This is a genomic window from Dermacoccus sp. CCH2-D9, assembly GCF_001556795.1.
Taxonomy (GTDB): domain Bacteria; phylum Actinomycetota; class Actinomycetes; order Actinomycetales; family Dermatophilaceae; genus Dermacoccus; species Dermacoccus nishinomiyaensis.
Map to the genome: position 1 here is coordinate 11,692 of NZ_LSJT01000042.1, position 17,003 is coordinate 28,694.

Consider the following 17,003-nt stretch of genomic DNA (forward strand, 5'->3'; position numbering starts at 1 on the left):
ATCACTAGCGGTCAGGTCGATCCTCGAATTGCACCTTACAGAGGCCTTCCACTTATTGCACCTGATCACCTCGAGGCTAGGACTGGACGGCTAATCAAGAAGGAATCGGCTGGCGCGCAGGGTGCGATCAGTGGCAAATACCTCGTGAAGCCAGGGGATGTGATCTACAGCAAGATCCGACCGTACCTTCAGAAGGCATACAGGTGTGACTTTAAGGCACTCTGCAGCGCCGACATGTACCCACTCACCCCTCGCCGTGGGACAGACTCGTCTTTTATTATGCACACAATTCTCGGGCGCGACTTCACGAACTTTGCGGTAAGCGTCTCTGCCCGAAGCGGTATACCAAAGATTAATCGCGAGGAACTCGCTGAGTATCGGATGAAAGTTCCTGGCGAAGCGGAGCAGCGGGCGATCGGTCAGACGCTTGACGACGCCGACGCTCTGATCGCCACTCTCGAGCGCCTCATCGCCAAGAAGCAGGCGATCAAGCAGGGCATGATGCAGCAGCTCCTGACTGGCCGCACGCGCCTTCCCGGGTTCGCTGGAAAATGGACCCCTGTGCGACTTCGGGATGTGGGTTCCACCTATGGCGGTCTCATAGGTAAGGGCAAGAATGACTTCGGGACCGGCTCTGCCGTATTTGTGACGTTTATGGAAGTCATGGCTGGCGTTCGTCTGGTCGGTAACCGACTCGCGCGCGTCAACGTCGGAACTGCCGAGCGCCAGAACCGTGTCCTGCGCGGAGATGTGCTGTTTAACGGCTCGTCTGAGACGCCTGAAGAGGTCGCCCTGGCGGCGGTCGTCGACTTTGACACATCGCCCCAGACTTACCTCAACAGCTTCTGTTTCGGCTACCGCCTCAAAGATCGAGAGCACATTGATCCGACGTACCTTGCCTACTTCTTTCGATCGAGCCAAGGCCGAGATATTGTCTCGGTGCTTGCTCAGGGCGCCACTCGTTACAACATCGCCAAGACGAAGTTGATGCAAGTGGCACCGGTTTTGCCACCAATCGACGAACAACGGGCCATCGTCAATGTCCTCCGTGATTCAGAGATCGAGGTCGACGCGTTGGATCTTCGGCTGCAGAAGGCGCGTGCCATCAAGACCGGCATGATGCAACAACTCCTGACCGGCCGCGTTCGCCTACCTGTGGAGACCGTGTCATGAACATCGAGTGGGCGATCAAACAGCTTGACGAATTTATAACGATGACCGTCATGCGCAACGGAAGTAGTTCTGGCGGCGGCGTCACATACATTACTTCCCAGAGCTATACCGCGTCATCAGACGTTGACATTACGAAGCGGGCCCCAGTCGTTGAGAAGATATTTGACCGTGTGATCCCGAGCTGGCGCACCGACATCGACAACTCGAAGAAGAACCGATGGACACGCCACCGTGAGGCAGCGATCCGCGCCCGTGAAGAGCTGGTCCGCGCCGAGGAAATAAAGCAGAATCTCGGAGAGAATGCTCCCGAGCTGTCAGCCGCCGAGTTGCACCCGTGGATCTGGAGCGGAGCATCATCTCTCTGGCAGTCAGGTCACTACCGTGAGGCCGTCGAGGGCGCCATCAAGAAGTTGAACGCCGAGACACAGAACAAAGTGGGACGCCGCGACGTGAGCGAGGCCGACCTGTTCAAGCAGGCGTTCTCGATGGACGACGCCAAGCCCGGCAAGGCGCGGCTCCGCCGAATGAAAGATGACGGCAGTGACACATACAAGTCTGTCCAGCGGGGCGCGATGACCTTCGCGGAAGGCGTGTTTGCGGGCATCCGTAATCCACTGACGCATGAGTCCGACCAGGAACTGTCAGAGCAAGAAGCGCTGGAGTATCTGGCTGCTTTGAGTGTTCTGGCACGGTGGGTCGACCAGTCCCAGACGGAGGCACCAGCATGAGTGACGTCGGCCAGATCGAGCGCAAGACGCAGGACCGCGTCGTCAAGCTGTTCGCCGAGCAACTCGGCTACGAATACGGCGGCAACTGGGAGTACCGCCAGGGCAACTCGAACATCGAGGAGGTTCTACTCACTCAGAACCTCAAGGCGCGCGGCTACTCCGACCTCCTGATCTCTCGGGCCATCGACCAACTCAAGAAGGCCACAGCGGTCAGCGCCGGCCATGACCTCTACGAAGCCAACCGCGAGGTCTACGAACTGCTGCGTTATGGCGTTAAGGTGAAGCCGAGCGTCAGCGACCCAACGGTTACGGTCTGGCTGATCGACTGGAACGATCCGAACGCCAATCACTTCGTCGTCGCCGAGGAAGTCACGGTGCTCGGCCAGCACACCAAGCGGCCCGACGTCGTGCTCTACGTCAACGGCATCGCCTTCGCCACCATCGAGCTCAAGCGCTCGTACGTCGGTGTCTCCGAAGGCATTCGGCAGACACTCGGCAACCAGGATAAGCAGTTCATCCGGCCGTTCTTTTCGACAGTGCAGATGGTCTTCGCTGGCAACGACGTTGAGGGTCTGCGCTACGGGGTCATCGACACGCCCGAGAAGTACTGGCTGGCGTGGAAGGAGCCGTCCGACGTCGCTGGTCCGCTTGACCGCGCGCTGCTGCAACTCTGCAACAAGGCTCGCTTCCTCGAACTGATCCACGACTTCACCGTCTTCGACGCTGGCGTTCGCAAGACGGCTCGGCACAACCAGTTCTTCGGCGTGACGGCCGCTCAGGAGCGAATCGCCAAACGTGAGGGCGGCATCATCTGGCACACCCAGGGTTCGGGCAAGAGCCTGACGATGGTGTGGCTGGCCAAGTGGATCCGTGAACAGGACGGAGCCAACCGCGTCCTTCTGATCACCGACCGCACGGAACTCGACGAGCAGATTGAGGGCGTGTTCAAGGGTGTCAACGAGCAGATTTATCGCACCAAGAGCGGCGCCGACCTGATCGACACGCTCAACAAGACCCAGGAGTGGCTCATCTGCTCACTCGTTCACAAGTTCCGCGCCGCTGCCAATGACAAGAACCAGGACGAGGCGGCGGGTGACTTCATCAAGGAACTGAGCGCCTCGATCCCGAAGGACTTCTCGGCCAAGGGCAACCTGTTCGTCTTCGTCGACGAAGCCCACCGCACTCAGTCCGGCAAGATGCACACCGCCATGAAGCAGCTGCTCCCGGGTGCCATGTTCATCGGCTTCACCGGTACGCCGCTACTCAAGGCCGACAAGGCCACCAGCATCGAGACGTTCGGCTCGTTCATCCACACCTACAAGTTCGACGAAGCGGTCGAGGACGGCGTCGTGCTCGATCTGCGCTACGAAGCCCGCAACATCGACCAGCACCTGACCAGCCCGAAGAAGATCGACCAGTGGTTTGACATCAAGACCAAGGGCATGACCGACCTCAGCAAAGCCGAACTCAAGAAGCGCTGGGGCACGATGCAGAAGGTCGTCTCTAGCGAGCCGCGAGCCAAGCAGATCGTCAACGACATCTTGCTCGACATGGAAACCAAGCCCCGCCTGATGAACGGGCGCGGCAACGCCATGCTGGTCGGAGCCAGCATCTACCAAGCGTGCAAGTTCTACGACCTGTTCGTGGCCAGTGGCTTCAAGGGCAAGTGCGCCATCGTCACCAGCTACGCTCCCAACGCCAGCGACATCTCCAAGGAAGACTCCGGCGAGGGTAAGACCGAGAAGATCCGCCAGTACGACACCTACCGCAAGATGCTGGCTGACTACTTCGACCAGCCCGAAGACGTCGCCGTCACCCGAGTCGAGGAGTTCGAGAAGGCGGTCAAGAAGCAGTTCGTCGAGAACCCAGGCCAGATGCGCCTGCTGATCGTGGTCGACAAGCTGCTCACCGGCTTCGATGCACCGAGCGCCACCTACCTCTACATCGACAAGAAGATGCGCGACCACGGGCTGTTCCAAGCCATCTGCCGCGTCAACCGACTCGACGGCGACGACAAGGACTACGGCTACATCGTCGACTACCAAGACCTGTTCAACTCACTCGAAGATGCGATCACCGACTACACCTCGGGTGCGCTCGACGGGTACGAGAAGAAGGACATCGAGGGTCTGCTCTCTGACCGTGTTGAGAAAGCGCGCCAAGATCTGGACGAGGCGCTGGAAGCTGTGCGGGCGCTCGTCGAGCCGGTGCCGAATCCGAAGAACACGGTCGACTACTTGCGCTACTTCGCGACCGTCGACGCCGACGGCGAGCTCCTGAAGAACAACGAGCAGAAGCGCGTCGCCTTCTACAAAGCCGTCACTGCCGTCACTCGCTGCTACGCCAACCTCGCCAACGAGATGACCGAAGCCGGCTACACCGACGCCGAGGCTGCGGCCATCAAGCACGAGGTTGCCCACTTCGTTGACGTCAGGGCTGAGGTCAAGCTCGGCGCTGGCGAGGATGTCGACTTCAAGCAGTACGAAGCCGGCATGCGCCACCTCCTCGACACCTACATCCAAGCCGACGACTCCGAGGTGGTGTCCGAGTTCGACAACGTCGGACTGGTCGACCTCATCGTCAAGCTCGGTGCTGGAGCGATCGACACGCTGCCAACGGGCATCAAGAAGGATCCCGAGGCCGTCGCCGAAACGATCACCAACAACATGCGCAAAGTCATCATCGACGAGCACGCCACCAACCCGGCGTACTACGACAAGATGAGCGCCCTGCTCGACTCGATCATCGAGGCTCGCCGCAAGGCCGCAATCGACTACAAGCAGTACCTCGCGTCACTGCTCGATGCCGCGAAGCAACTCGGCAGCAAGGGATCTGACCAGGCATACCCGGAGTGGGTACACAACGGAGCGCAGCGAGCCCTGATCGACTTCAGCTTCCCAGACAAGGCCCTGGCGATTGATGTCGATACTGCGGTTAGGACGTCGAAGCCACACAACTGGGTCGGCAACGCTATGAAGGAAAAGATCGTGCGCCGCGCCGTTGCCCGAGTGCTGCCTGACGGATTTGACCGCCTGGATGAGCTGTTCGATCTTGTAAAGGCGCGTGATGAATACCGCTAACGCCTACCTGACCGTCCGAGGGATCGACATTGACGTCATCTACAAGGACATCAAGAACCTGCACATCGGCGTTTACCCGCCGCTTGGTCGAGTCCGTGTGGCCGCGCCCACTCGACTTGACGACAACGCTGTACGGCTAGCCGTCATACAGCGGTTGCCGTGGATCAAGCAACAGCGCCAGCAGTTCAAGGACGCGGAGCGGCAATCCGAGCGCGAGATGGTCGCCGGAGAGTCTCACTACGTCTGGGGCAACCGGTATCGACTTAAGACCATCGAGCGCCCCGGAGGCACTCATTTTGAGATCGACGGCGACCGTCTCGTGCTCTATATCCCGCCGGGGCGTGACAGCGCCCAACGCCGCACTGCCCTCGATCGGTGGTACCGCGAACAGCTACGCCACGTGCTACCCGACGTGATTGCCACGTGGGAGGACAAACTTGGCCTGTCGGTGCCGAAGTGGTCGATCCGACGGATGAAGACGAAGTGGGGCTCGTGCAACCGGGAAACCCGGCACATCTGGTTCAACACTGAGCTCGCCAAGAAGCACCCCGACTGTGTGGAGTACATCGTCGTCCACGAGATGACCCACTACCTCGAACGGGGACACGGCGAACGGTTCACGAAACTGATGGATCGAGAACTGCCCGATTGGCGGAGCCGCCGCGAACGACTGAACCGCGAACCGTTGGCCGAGGACACCCGGGGTCGTAAGGACGAGGCCTGATGGCAAGCCAGGTCATGAAGGCTCTGCACGGGTAACCTCGGGCCCATGCCCCAGTGCAAGCCTTGTAAGAAAGACCTCCCCCACGGTTTCGAGCCGGCCTCGAGCTCAGCCTGGATACTTCGCCGTGCCAGCACCGGCGAAGGCTTCCTGTGGCAGGGCCAAACTCACGACGACCCTGAGGGGCAGCTGTGGCACTGCACGGCCGATGGGTGGGCGAGCGAACCTCGTCCGAGTGCGATACCCGACAAAGTGAGCGTGTTCGACGTCCCGGCGAACGTCGCGATGTGGGTGTGCGGATTCCCCGAGGACGAGGTGCTGAACCGGCTCCGCACGGCTGGCGACGGAGAGCCCGATGAGCACGACTGGGCCTTCTCCACCAAGCAGTTCGAGTCGCAGGACGACGAGTTCTCTGGCGCCTGGGAGGCGCCGGCACGCCGGTATGTATGTGTCGACGGCAGGCGAGTCCAGTTCGCCGAACCCAGCGGGGCCCCTTTCCTCACACAGAATGACGCTCCCGTGGGCGTCACACTCGCCACGTTCCACTGGGGAAGCGAAGACGGCATGATGAGCGGCGCATCCAGCTGGACCCTCACCCAGGTCAGCCCCACCCGCGCCATCGCGAGCGCCGACGGTGACGCCACCGCCCCGCCCGTCGAGATGGCCCTCACCTCCGAGCGCCTCGCCGAAGTGGTCGCGCGCTGGCTGGCTGACGTCGAAGGTGGCGCGACCGGAGTGCCGTTGGCCGCAGCGATCGAGCTCGAACCCTTCGACCCCGCCGGGCAGTTGCCCGACGCCGAACGTCGCTCGTGGGAGAGCCTACTGGCCGATCTGCGCTCCGGGTACGGCACCACGCTCGAGTGCACCATCGCCCTCGACGGCGACGATCGAGAACACCTACGCAACATCCTCGCCGAGGATGACGAGTACCGCGCGATTCGCGACGCCCTGGCGGACCCGGCGAAGCACGATGAATGGCTGCGGGCACAACTTCAGCAAGACGATCCCTACGACCTGGACGACTGATCTGCGACCGTCAGCGTTTCTGCCGGCGTTCTCTCCTCGGCGCCCCTGGGCCGTAGTCGAGTTGCGGGTCGCGCCGCGCTGACCGCACGATCTCCTCGAGGTCGGCGTCGCCGGGGTCCTCCCAGTACGCCGCATGGCCCATGGCCGCGATCGTGCCCAGCCTCTGAGCCGGGTAGAGGACGCCGTCACGTTCGACGATGCGGGCCATGCCGCTGCCCAGACCCACGACATAGCGCCCGTCGCCCATGTTCGCCGTCAGCTCGAAGGCGTAGAAGTCCCCCGCGAGCCATGGACAGCCCTGGGCGCCGTCGCAGTCGAGTTGCCCGCACTCTCCGCAGCGGCGCACCAAGCCCGACGCAATGCGACGCGCCTCCCCTGCGTCGAACTCATCGACCCGCGTGACGGCGCGGACCCACGACACATCGCTGTCAGAGACCACGTCCGCCGCGTGGAGTTGCACGAGGTCCCCGATCACGACGGGAGCGCCGGCGTCGGACGTCCATGGCTCGTGGCTCCACACCCAGACGGCGTCACCACTCGGCACGCGCAGTTGGAGGAAGCCGTCGATGACCGACAGCACCTCCGCCTGGGCAGAATTGCTCGACGCATGCACCGACCGCATCCGTGGCGGGCCCATCTCGTGCCCGCCCCCGACCCAGCACTCGTGGTCGGGGCCGTATCCATTGATCCTCGCGATGTCCACTCGTCGGCCTCTCGTCTCTCCTGGCGCGCGGGGCGCCACCCGTCAGCCCGGGTTGCTCTGCGTTCCTGACGTGTCTGCCAGCTCCGCCACCGCATCGAACGCCAGGGCGCGGGCAGCGGGCGTGTAATCCTGCCCCGATCGTCGCAAGCGCCAGTTCTGTTCGACGTGCTCGAGCATGCGCATCATGGGCCACACGCACGGGCCGATGTCGCGCCAACTCGGCGGTGAGCCGTCGGGCATGCGCCATCCCACGTCCGCGATGAGTTCGCGGATCATCTCGTACGTGTGCTCCTGCGGAAAAGCTGAGGCGACGAGCAGCGCGTAGAGCGTTCGCGCGCAGGCCTCGAACTCGTCGGCTTTCGCCGGCACCAGCGCGGCAGCGAGGTCGCGCCACAACTGCTCCAACTCGCCCGCAGCGATCGCCTTGGCGACCACCTGGCCACGCTTCGTCAGCACGAACTCACCGCGATAGTGACGCGCGTAGCCCATCGTCTTCAACGACTCACGCAGCGCCGTCACCGGCACGACATCCATCTCTCGACGGCTACTGCCGTGCGTCCAGATGCCTAGCGCGTCGACGATCCTGCCGACGGTGTCAGGCTTCAGGTAGCCCGCCTGCGTCAACGGCAACGGGCCCTCCGCGAGCATGCCGATGAGCGTCACCCACGAGCGCAACGCGTCGGCGCGCTCTGCGTCCGTCGGTTCGACATGCTCCTTGCGGGCCCGCGACACCGAACCGAGCAACACCACCTGCGCACGCGGCGACGCCCGCCGCAACGTCTGGCCGAGCATCGACGACGGATCCACCGCCCCCTCTTCGGCGATCCTCTGCAGAGCCTCGTTCTCCTTCGACAGCACGACGATCGCGGCGTTCGCCTCGTCGACCGAGAAGCGCGCCGGATCCCAGCCCGGCGGCACCCACTCGGCGTATTCCGGTGACAAGTTGCGCGCCTTGTGCCCCTGGACGAGCTCGTTGTACTGCCACGGTCCGCCCGAATCCTCCAACGGGCACGCGTTGCGACCGGCGACGCACTCCGCGAGCGGGCCGTCAGCGTCAGGTGTACCGCTCGTCGCGAGCTCGACGACCTTCTCGACCTTGATCGTGTGCACCCAGTCGTCACCGAAGTCATACACGTAGAACACGCGATCGCCCGGAGCGCGCAACACCTGATCGAGAACGACCTCGGTCTCGACGCCGGACGCCTCGTCGAGGTCATCACCCATCTCTACGTCTGCCACGCTCGCGAGGAACGGCCCACGCCAGACATCTTTCTTCGGCCCGAGCGTGAACCGGTGCAGATGCGCGTCCGCCCATCCGAGCGTCGCCTGGATGACGTCGTGGAACTGCGCCATCGTCACGTCGCTACGCACCTCGATACGGCGCCAAACAGCCGGCTTCACCTCGTCGACGTCGACGCGGACGGTGAGGAGCCGCACGCCGTCGCGTGCGGGCGGCAGCGTCACCTGCGGCCGCGGCGGCGGTGGCGTGAAGAACCGGCGCGCAACGCCTTCCGTCGAGCCTGCGGGCACGCCCGCTGCGGGAAGGCCGAACGCCGCACCGGGCGCGCTGGCAGCGCCTGACGCCGGCTGCCCGCCGTCGGCTTGCGGCGGCAACCCGAGCTCACGGGCGACGTCAGGCCAGTTCTCCTCGTCGTTCAACTGCTCACGAAACGACTGGATGAACGCCTCGACCGACGGGTCGTCAAAATCAGCCATGCCCCATCGTGTCATCGCGGCCCCGGTTCGATGGGACAGCCGTCGCGACCTTCGCCACCCCGGTCACTCTCAACGAGAACCGAGGCTCCGCGATCAGCACATGACCCGGCGCTCCGAACGGGTCAGACACCGATAAGGGCGTTCTTCCCGATAGCCCGCTCAGCAGGGAGCGACCTGGCACGATGAGGCGAATGGAATACTTCAACCCGCCTCCTGGCTGGCCCCCGACGCCCCACGCCTGGCGACCGTCCCAAGGTTGGCAGCCGGACCCTCGCTGGCCAGACGCCCCCGCAGACTGGCCCTTTTGGGTCGACGAATCCCGACGCCCTGTCGCTGGACCCGAGGGCCTGTATGGCGCGGAATCATCTCCCTCGTGGCGCGATGCCCGTGAACGAATCGGCGGCGCCCTCCGCTCCCTCGACGCCAATACGGCAGAAGCCAGACGCGCGGCGGCGAGCACGGCGGCGGAAGCCACGCGAACGGCCCGAAACACGGCCGCGAACCTGCGCCAGCGCTACGAGAACCGGGGCGCAGACGACCAGGCCCCAACTGTTCCAGAGCCAACGCAGCCCGTGACGCAAACCCGGGCTCACAACCTGCCGCAGTCGATCCCACGCTCCTGGCCCCGTCAGACACCAAGTGGGGCTACGGTGGCGGCCTCGTCGACGGCGTCAACCGCCAACCGAACGGGCCTTCTGAAAAAGGTCGGAATGGGAGGCGCTGGTCTCGTCCTTGTCTCATTGCTCGTCGCGCAGTGCAATGGCGGCTCAGGCGCCAGTTCGAATCCGTCAGTCTCCGCGTCATCGGCTACGACAACCGCCACTCAGTCGAGCGTGGCGCCATCTCGGACAACCCCCACGACGAGCACCGCCGCCAGCACGGCGAGCACGGCCGAGACCAGCCAGGAACGAGATACCTCGGACAGCACGCGTTCCCGAACAACACCCGTCACCCCGCGGGCCGCGACAACGCGATCAACAGCACCGACTCGCAACGAAACGCCCGCGACCAGCGAGCCCATTGCACCCGTGGTGCCGCAAAGGACGGACGAGCCCGACACCCCAGACGCCGAACCCACTGGCTCCGCCAGCTACAGCAACTGTAGGCAGGTCAAGGCAGCAGGGGCTGCTCCGCTCTACGCCGGCCAACCTGGGTACAGCCGCAAGCTCGATCGTGATGGAGACGGAGTCGCCTGCGAGAAGTGATCCTCATCCGAGAAATCGCAAACCCGTGAGCGTTCGCCAGACTGAGGATAGAGGTGCATGCCGTAACGCTGACGCGGGCGCTACTCGGCGAGCGAGCCGTACCTCAACACGTGATCGTCGGCGCCGCCCGAACACTCGGGCAGGTGCAGTTCGATGAGTTTCGCGAGCGTCAGCACGTAGTGGCGCGCGCAGAAGAGTTGCGCGTCGCCGCCGCCTGCGTGCTCGGCGAACACGACGTAGTGCGTCGGGGTCTCGGTGCACACGCACTCGTTCCACGTGCAGCGGGTGCTATCGCCGTCGTCGAACTCGTCGAACCCGGTGTCGCCCAAGTCGAGTTCGTGAGTCACGTTCGTCATGCCAGCTCCTTCATCGTCGCCTCGACGGCGTTGACGCCGCGCGCCAACTCGTCACGCGTCAGTTCCTCGTCGGTGTTGAACCAGCGCGCCCACTTCAACCGGAAATCCTGCTCGGCACGCCTGCGCGCGACGCTCGTCCCGGCCTCTTCGGCGCGGAAGACGAAGCTCGCTCCGTCCGCATCCGTCGACACCGTGACGAACGAATCCAGCACGGGCACAGCGATACCCGACACCATGCCTTGTGCGCGCACGGCGATCCACCGGCGAGACGCGGGTACATCGTCAGCGAACTCGTCGGCGACGAACGGCGCCACCTCACCCCATGCGAGCGCCCGCTCGACGGCGAACGCTGACACCTGACCGCCCCCTTCGGAGTAACCCCACACGTACGCCGAGCCGACACCGCCGTCCGCCGTCGTGAACCACGTCTGCGCCGACTCGACGTCGGGCTTCACCGCGAGCCACTTCACGACGATCTGCGATGGATCGTCGTCGGACGTCTCGTGGTACTGGTGCAACAGGCCGTCCTCATCCTGCGCACGCTTGGCCTCGAGCCAGCCAGCCGCGTCGAACGCGACGATCTCGAACGGCACGAGCGGCTTCGGCGAGAGCCGTGCCACCCACTCGCGAATCGCCGCAACACTGTCGAAGACCGACAGCAGCGCTGTCTGCTCGCCCATCGCGACGACGTCAGCCTCCGCGCGCTCGAGTTGCGAGTCGACGTCGTCGCCCGCCCACTCATCGCTGCGCGGCTCCGACGCCATGAGCGCATCACGACGCTGCAGCCACGCGAACCATGCGACGAGAGGCTGTGCATCGTCGCCGGTCTCGAACGTCAGGTCGTCGCGGAACCTGACGACCGCCCCTGCGTCATGGCACACGAACGTCGGCTCGCCGGCCGGTCCGCCGTCGACGGATGCGAGGCACAGCTCGTACGTGACGAGTTCGCGCTCCTCGTCGTAGGCATCGAGACGCCACAGCCCCGGCAGCTCCACCGCGTCCGCGTCGTCGTCTTGACTGGTGACGGCGATGAGATCCGACGGCGTCACCCGCGCCCACTGCGGCTGCTCACCCTGCGGCCACCAAGCCTGCTGCGGCCCGGCCTCCTGCACCCGACGCGCCTCACCCCACGTCACACTCACGCCATCCACCCCTCGTCGCTCGATGACCGACTCATTCGGCCCGCTCACAACGTAGCCCCCAGCGGTGACAACCCCCACACCATCGCGATGGAGGGCTCTTGATCGGGGCGCAGCAGACCTCGTCATCAGCGGCCAGCGCCGAACCGCAAAACACGAACACCCCCGCGCCTCGCCGCGCTCCCGCCGGGCCCCGCTAGGTGGGCGCGGTAAGTATGAGTTCGGTTGTAAGATCAGCCCCCACAACCCCGATGAAGAGCTGTGGACCGTTGCAGCGCGACGCTCTTGCCTTGAACTCATGATCCGCCGCGCACTATGAGTTCAGCTTTGAGCCCCTCAGTCAGGCACCTCGACGAACGTCGTCACCGTCGTGACGGCTGGTCGGCGCGGCGTCGAGCTGAATCCGAAACCGGGCTCAGGGGTGACGTCCGCGAGCGCCCCGACGTCATCGCCCGCCCACGTGCCGCGCACGGCCGTGACGGCGCGCAGATCCTGCGCGAGATAGAACTCGCGACGCCCGTTTCCGGCCGTCCCCGCCGTGCGAACCCCCGGCATGAGCACGCGCGCGAACGGGTCGATCGCGCGTGCCGTGCCCGGGTGAACGAGCGCCCCACGAATCGGCCACAGCGGCCACGCGAGCGCGAGACGACGACCGAACGTCAGGCTCAGATCCAACTCACCGGCCATGATGTTCCACGTGAAACCAGCCCCCGTGGCGCCGTCGATCGCGACGTCGACGACCGTCACGTCGTCGAACTGATAGGTCGCACAGACGTATTCGGCCACCTCGTCGTTCGGGGCGAGCAGCTCCCGTCGCCCGTCGGGGTGCGCCACCATGGCGTCCGCGAACGATCCCAACGGCGAGCGCGACCACCGTCCGACGACGAAACGTCGACCCGACGTCGTCCCCACGCCGGCGATGTGCCCGTCGAACCTGTCGCGTCGCATGCGTCCACCATCACTCATGCCCCCCATCGTCCCTGTTCCGCCGCGCCACGTCACCCACCCCGACGTCGGGCACCCGCGATGTCGACGAAACGCCCAGGCAAGCGTGGGTGATCTCACGACGCTGCTGGTCGCAGCCCCCCAGCGCGCCGGGGGATAATTCGAGGGCACCCCCACCGACGAAACCGACGAAAGAGGCTTGATGTCGACGTCCCCCGCACCACGAGGTACCTACCGCGCGGAGGACGGCACGCCCGTCGAGTTCGCCGACGCCCTGAAGGTCTGGACGCGCATCGCCTACGAGCGTCTGCAGCAGGTCGCGACGCACTACAACGGCCTCATCACCTACAAGGAGCTCGCGCAGCACGTGCAGCGCGAATCGGGCATCCACACCTCGTCGACGCCGGCGAACATGGTCGGCAAGATCCTCGAACTGTGCGCCGTGCAGGCCGCCACCGCCGGCGATCCGCCGCTGACGTCGCTGTGCCTCAAGACCGACGGCACCGTCGGCACCGCCTACTGGCGCACGCCCATCGCCGAGGGCCTGACGATGCCCGAACTCGTCGGCGAACCCGACGTCGAAGCGGACGCCGCCGAACACCGCCTCATGTGCTACCGCGCCTACGCCACCGACCTGCCCGAGAGCGGCGGCGTCGCACGCATCCCCGAGCAGGTCATCGTGCGCCGCGAACGCGCCGACCGCGCCGCCGAACGCACCCGCGCCGCCAAGCGCGAGGACGAACCGCAGCCCGTCTGCCCATCATGCTTCACGCAGCTGCCCGCCAGCGGCGTGTGCTGGCAGTGCGACTGAAGCGACATCAGGACGCGTGAACGTCCCGTCGACGGATGTCGGCGGGGCATCGTCCACCCGGGGCGGTAGGTGCCTCGGACTCAGACGTGTGTGAGTCAGGCGTGCTCGTGCTGGCGCTTGCCGCGGAAGTGCCTGACGACGAAGAAGGCGATGATGCCGACGAGCAAGGCGATGCCGATCCAGTTCGCGTAACGCTCGACCGACTTGTACTGGCTGCCGGCGATGTAGCCGATGAGGACGAACGCCGTCGCCCAGATCGACCCGCCGAGCGCGTTCCAGAACACGAACTTCACGTACGGCAACCCGCTCATGCCCGCGGCACCGGGGATGAGGGCGCGCAGCGCGGCAGTGAAACGCCCGAAGAACACCGATTTGCCGCCGTGACGGCGCAGCGCGTCCTTCGCGCTCTCCATCTTGCGCTTGTCGAGCAGACGGTCAGGCAGCTTGCTCAGGATCTGCTCACCCCAACGCTTGCCGACCTCGTAGCCGATCGAGTCGCCGATGACGGCCCCCGCGATCGACGCCACGAGCACCGCCCACACGGGCAACTTCCCCTGATTCGCGACGACCCCCGCGAGCACGACGCCGATCTCACCCGGCACGACCACACCGACGAACGCCGACGCCTCGAGCGCAGGGAAGAGGAACGCGCACACGAGGACGAGCCACGGCGGCAGGTTGAGGATGAACTCGAAGATGCTCGACACGAGGGCACAGCGTACGGCTCCACACTGCAAGCCGCCCGCGAGCGCCGCGCTGCCGCATCGGCCACGCATCGTCCGCGCGGCGACGTCGCGCCCGGCGCCCACCCCGCCATCTGCGCCGCAGTTGCACGCGAACACCGTTGCGCGACAGGCTGGAAACAACCAGGTGGCATCAGCCACGACCCCGCGCGAAGGAGCAGGTCATGACAGCGAACACGTACGACGTCAAGGACAAGGTCGTCATCGTGACGGGCGCCGGCACCGGCATCGGCGCCGCCATCACCGATGCGTTCCTCGACAACGGCGCCACCGTCGTCGTCGCCGGGCGCCGCAAGGAGAAGCTCGACGAGGTCATCGCCGGGCGCGACAACGCCCTCGCCGTGCAGACCGACGTGTCGAAGCACGACGACGTCGCCGCCCTCGTCAAGACGGCCGTCGACACGTACGGCCACCTCGACGTCGTTATCAACAACGCCGGCCAGCACGTCGGCGGTGACGTCACCGAGACGAGCGACGAAGACTTCGCCGCCGCCTACGGCACAAACGTCGACGGCTTCTTCTACATGCTCAAGGAAGCGCTGCCCGAACTGGCGAAGACGAACGGTTCGATCACCGTCGTCACGAGCGTCAGCGGCATCGGCGGCGACTGGGGCCAGCCCGTCTACAACTCGACGAAGTACGCGCTCAGCGGCCTCATCCAGAGCGCCGCCCTCGACTGGGGCGCCAAGGGCGTGCGCATCAACGGCATCGCGCCCGCCTTCACCAAGACGCCGATGACGGCGGACATGGCCGATAGCGACGACGACCTGCAGCCCTTCGTCGACCGCCTCGCGCTCGGCCGCGTCGGTGTGCCCGAGGATCTCGCCGGTATCGCGCTGTTCCTGTCGACCAAGGACGCTCAGTACATCACCGGCCAGATCATCCCCGTCGACGGCGGCACGACCGCTTCCAACGGCCAGCCGCGCCGCTGACGCATCGGCGGCTCTCCCCGAGCGAATGACGGGGAGAGCCGCTGCGGTTCACGGCTCTTCGCTTGCTTGCGTGGTTGGTCTCGGCAGCTCGTCGGCTCGTCGACGCCGGGTTCATCGGCGTTCGAGACGACCGCGTGTGGGTACTCGTCGGAGCGCATGCCGCCCCTTCTCGAGGCGAGCCAGCACGAACGTCGCGTGCACCGTGGGTACTGCACACGCCGAACCACCACGCGGCGCCCACGTGTGATGTGCTCATGGTGAACCCACAGGCAGCACGCTGACCCCGGGAGACACCATGGCCCGTACCCGCTCACTCGCCCTCGCGTCGTTCGGTGCGCTGACGCTCGCCCTGGCGGCATGCGGCGGCTCCGGCGACACGACCGCCGACTCCACGCCACCCAGCGCGACGAGCACCTCGCCCTCACCGAGTTCCTCGACGTCAGCCCCCTCGAGCACCTCGACGCCAGCTGCCGCTACGTCGACATCGTCGTCCGCGACATCGTCGTCCTCAGCAGCTACCAGCGCGAGCGCGTCGTCAGGTCCCTCGGAACCGTCCGCGACGTCGCCCTCCCCGGCCGGTTCTTCGTCACGAGCATCGAACACCCCACGATCGTCGGCCCCGGCCACCGTCGCTGGTGTCCCCACCGTCAGCACGACCGTCTGGCCCGACGCATCGTGGAACGTGCCGACCCTCGACAACGACGGCTGCAGCATGGGCTTCGATTCGTCCTCACCCAGCGCCGATGTGAGCCCCTACTCCAAGACCGGCAAGTCCTTCACGTGCGGGGCGATCGCCGCCGGTCTCATCGCGTGCCAGAAGGAGAAGGCGACCGGAAACGTGCTGTGCCTGCACAGCCTCGAACAGAAGATGGCGGTTCGGTTCCCGTCGAACGTGTCGAAGATCCGGCCGCGCGACCCCGGCGAGCAGCCGACTCCAATGCAGGTGAAGCTCGCCAACGGGGCCACGTGTTCTGCAGCGTCGCACGACCAGACGACGCACTACCAAGACCGTCGCAGCTGGCTTTACTGCGACAACGCCGGCGACGCAGTGCTGTTGCTGCCCAAGGATTTCGACCCTACGAAGGGTGCTGGGCAGAAATACTTCGACAAGACCAACGCGACGTGGACGGCGCAGTACAGCGTCAACAACATGGCCCCGAAGACGGTGGCCGTGACGAAGGTCGTCTACGCACCGTGACCGCGGTGCGACGTCATGGGCGGTGCTGACGCGCGCGCCGACCGCGGCGCCCGCGCTGCCCCCGGCAAGCACCGGCAGAAGACCGACGAAGAAGGCGCACACGAGGGCGTTGATTCCAATTTGCGCGGGCCATGCGATCACTGGATCCCACCTCGCAGGGTGAGTAGAACTACTCACGGCCGAGGCATGATCGAGACGTCTGCATCACGCGCATGGAAGGACAAGTGACGTGGCGAAGAACCAGGACAAGCGTGGCTCGAACGACGACCCGGGCCCGTCGGTCAAGGACGACGAGATGTACGAGGCGCTGCGGCGCGAGGGCAACAGCAAGGAGAAGTCGGCCCGCATCGCCAACGCGGCCGCGAACTCGTCACGCAGCACCGTCGGACGCAAGGGCGGCGAGCACGGCAGCTACGACGACTGGACCGTCGACGAACTGCGTGAGCGCGCCCGCGAGCTCGAGGTCGAAGGCCGCAGCACGATGACGAAGGACGAACTCATCGAGGCCCTGCGCGACGGGTGACGCC

Annotated in this window: 18 protein-coding genes; 10 read left to right on the forward strand and 8 right to left on the reverse strand. The window is 65.3% G+C overall.

Annotation, left to right across the window (positions count from 1 at the left end; translation table 11 throughout):
- The first annotated feature begins 159 nt into the window (after positions 1–159).
- From AX669_RS03485 to AX669_RS03505, 5 genes are all read left to right on the forward strand, one after another.
- A complete protein-coding gene (locus AX669_RS03485) occupies positions 160–1,173 on the forward strand; it encodes a restriction endonuclease subunit S (RefSeq protein ID WP_062256635.1) in 1,014 nt (337 codons plus the stop codon).
- Positions 1,170–1,901, forward strand: coding sequence for a TIGR02391 family protein (locus AX669_RS03490; RefSeq protein ID WP_062256636.1), 732 nt, complete (start codon positions 1,170–1,172; stop codon positions 1,899–1,901). The genes AX669_RS03485 and AX669_RS03490 overlap by 4 nt, the downstream gene beginning before the upstream one ends.
- Positions 1,898–4,981, forward strand: coding sequence for a type I restriction endonuclease subunit R (locus tag AX669_RS03495; RefSeq protein ID WP_062256637.1), 3,084 nt, complete (start codon positions 1,898–1,900; stop codon positions 4,979–4,981). The genes AX669_RS03490 and AX669_RS03495 overlap by 4 nt, the downstream gene beginning before the upstream one ends.
- Positions 4,968–5,705, forward strand: coding sequence for a M48 family metallopeptidase (locus tag AX669_RS03500; protein ID WP_062256639.1), 738 nt, complete (start codon positions 4,968–4,970; stop codon positions 5,703–5,705). Before AX669_RS03495 ends, AX669_RS03500 begins: the two co-directional genes overlap by 14 nt.
- A 255-nt stretch (positions 5,706–5,960) precedes the next feature.
- Positions 5,961–6,728: a hypothetical protein gene (locus AX669_RS03505; protein ID WP_156444908.1), complete on the forward strand. Its 768-nt coding sequence runs from the start codon at positions 5,961–5,963 to the stop codon at positions 6,726–6,728.
- Positions 6,729–6,738: 10 nt separating this feature from the next.
- Here the strand turns inward: AX669_RS03505 and AX669_RS03510 are convergent, their stop codons facing one another.
- The 3 genes from AX669_RS03510 to AX669_RS03520 all read right to left on the reverse strand — a co-directional run bounded on the left by AX669_RS03510 (position 6,739) and on the right by AX669_RS03520 (position 10,168).
- Positions 6,739–7,431 (reverse strand): hypothetical protein, encoded by a 693-nt coding sequence (locus AX669_RS03510; RefSeq protein ID WP_062256643.1) that lies wholly within the window; start codon positions 7,429–7,431, stop codon positions 6,739–6,741.
- 42 nt (positions 7,432–7,473) lie between these two features.
- The gene (locus tag AX669_RS03515) at positions 7,474–9,147 is read right to left on the reverse strand and encodes a plasmid pRiA4b ORF-3 family protein (RefSeq protein WP_062256645.1); all 1,674 of its coding nucleotides are present in this window, start codon (positions 9,145–9,147) and stop codon (positions 7,474–7,476) included.
- Positions 9,148–9,970: 823 nt separating this feature from the next.
- Entirely contained in the window at positions 9,971–10,168 is a 198-nt protein-coding gene (locus tag AX669_RS03520) for a hypothetical protein (RefSeq protein WP_038566383.1), read from the reverse strand.
- A gap of 10 nt (positions 10,169–10,178) precedes the next feature.
- Between AX669_RS03520 and AX669_RS12930 the strand changes: the two genes are divergently transcribed.
- Positions 10,179–10,352, forward strand: coding sequence for an excalibur calcium-binding domain-containing protein (locus AX669_RS12930; protein ID WP_231729393.1), 174 nt, complete (start codon positions 10,179–10,181; stop codon positions 10,350–10,352).
- 80 nt (positions 10,353–10,432) lie between these two features.
- On the opposite strand, the gene AX669_RS03525 is transcribed toward AX669_RS12930, so the two are convergent.
- The 3 genes from AX669_RS03525 to AX669_RS03535 all read right to left on the reverse strand — a co-directional run bounded on the left by AX669_RS03525 (position 10,433) and on the right by AX669_RS03535 (position 12,813).
- On the reverse strand, positions 10,433–10,708 hold the full coding sequence (locus AX669_RS03525) for a hypothetical protein (RefSeq protein WP_006944769.1): 276 nt from the start codon (positions 10,706–10,708) through the stop codon (positions 10,433–10,435).
- A complete protein-coding gene (locus tag AX669_RS03530) occupies positions 10,705–11,850 on the reverse strand; it encodes a hypothetical protein (RefSeq protein WP_156444909.1) in 1,146 nt (381 codons plus the stop codon). Before AX669_RS03530 ends, AX669_RS03525 begins: the two co-directional genes overlap by 4 nt.
- Positions 11,851–12,183: 333 nt before the next feature.
- The gene (locus tag AX669_RS03535) at positions 12,184–12,813 is read right to left on the reverse strand and encodes a hypothetical protein (RefSeq protein ID WP_231729391.1); all 630 of its coding nucleotides are present in this window, start codon (positions 12,811–12,813) and stop codon (positions 12,184–12,186) included.
- A 181-nt stretch (positions 12,814–12,994) separates the two neighbouring features.
- On the opposite strand from AX669_RS03535, the gene AX669_RS03540 reads away from it, so the two are divergent.
- The gene (locus tag AX669_RS03540; RefSeq protein ID WP_006944651.1) at positions 12,995–13,603 is read left to right on the forward strand and encodes a hypothetical protein; all 609 of its coding nucleotides are present in this window, start codon (positions 12,995–12,997) and stop codon (positions 13,601–13,603) included.
- Between the two features lie 95 nt (positions 13,604–13,698).
- Here the strand turns inward: AX669_RS03540 and AX669_RS03545 are convergent, their stop codons facing one another.
- Positions 13,699–14,310 (reverse strand): DedA family protein, encoded by a 612-nt coding sequence (locus tag AX669_RS03545; RefSeq protein ID WP_231729392.1) that lies wholly within the window; start codon positions 14,308–14,310, stop codon positions 13,699–13,701.
- Positions 14,311–14,510: 200 nt separating this feature from the next.
- Here AX669_RS03545 and AX669_RS03550 point away from each other — a divergent pair, with 200 nt between their 5' ends.
- Positions 14,511–15,278, forward strand: coding sequence for an SDR family NAD(P)-dependent oxidoreductase (locus AX669_RS03550; RefSeq protein ID WP_062256652.1), 768 nt, complete (start codon positions 14,511–14,513; stop codon positions 15,276–15,278).
- 252 nt (positions 15,279–15,530) lie between these two features.
- Here the strand turns inward: AX669_RS03550 and AX669_RS03555 are convergent, their stop codons facing one another.
- Entirely contained in the window at positions 15,531–15,881 is a 351-nt protein-coding gene (locus tag AX669_RS03555) for a hypothetical protein (protein ID WP_197418844.1), read from the reverse strand.
- Positions 15,882–15,960: 79 nt separating this feature from the next.
- Here AX669_RS03555 and AX669_RS03560 point away from each other — a divergent pair, with 79 nt between their 5' ends.
- Together AX669_RS03560 and AX669_RS03565 are read left to right on the forward strand one after the other, a co-directional pair.
- On the forward strand, positions 15,961–16,476 hold the full coding sequence (locus tag AX669_RS03560; RefSeq protein ID WP_197418845.1) for a hypothetical protein: 516 nt from the start codon (positions 15,961–15,963) through the stop codon (positions 16,474–16,476).
- Between the two features lie 295 nt (positions 16,477–16,771).
- On the forward strand, positions 16,772–16,999 hold the full coding sequence (locus AX669_RS03565; protein WP_062256670.1) for a Rho termination factor N-terminal domain-containing protein: 228 nt from the start codon (positions 16,772–16,774) through the stop codon (positions 16,997–16,999).
- Positions 17,000–17,003 lie beyond the last annotated feature (4 nt).

Bases quoted from the DNA above. Each gene is read 5' to 3' on its own strand.
- AX669_RS03490 (WP_062256636.1), top strand. From the start codon at position 1,170: ATGAACATCGAGTGGGCGATCAAACAGCTTGACGAATTTATAACGATG.
- AX669_RS03495 (WP_062256637.1), top strand. From the start codon at position 1,898: ATGAGTGACGTCGGCCAGATCGAGCGCAAGACGCAGGACCGCGTCGTC.
- AX669_RS03500 (WP_062256639.1), top strand. From the start codon at position 4,968: ATGAATACCGCTAACGCCTACCTGACCGTCCGAGGGATCGACATTGAC.
- AX669_RS03515 (WP_062256645.1), bottom strand. From the start codon at position 9,147: ATGGCTGATTTTGACGACCCGTCGGTCGAGGCGTTCATCCAGTCGTTT.
- AX669_RS03520 (WP_038566383.1), bottom strand. From the start codon at position 10,168: ATGGGCTCGCTGGTCGCGGGCGTTTCGTTGCGAGTCGGTGCTGTTGAT.
- AX669_RS03525 (WP_006944769.1), bottom strand. From the start codon at position 10,708: ATGACGAACGTGACTCACGAACTCGACTTGGGCGACACCGGGTTCGAC.
- AX669_RS03535 (WP_231729391.1), bottom strand. From the start codon at position 12,813: ATGAGTGATGGTGGACGCATGCGACGCGACAGGTTCGACGGGCACATC.
- AX669_RS03540 (WP_006944651.1), top strand. From the start codon at position 12,995: ATGTCGACGTCCCCCGCACCACGAGGTACCTACCGCGCGGAGGACGGC.
- AX669_RS03550 (WP_062256652.1), top strand. From the start codon at position 14,511: ATGACAGCGAACACGTACGACGTCAAGGACAAGGTCGTCATCGTGACG.
- AX669_RS03565 (WP_062256670.1), top strand. From the start codon at position 16,772: ATGTACGAGGCGCTGCGGCGCGAGGGCAACAGCAAGGAGAAGTCGGCC.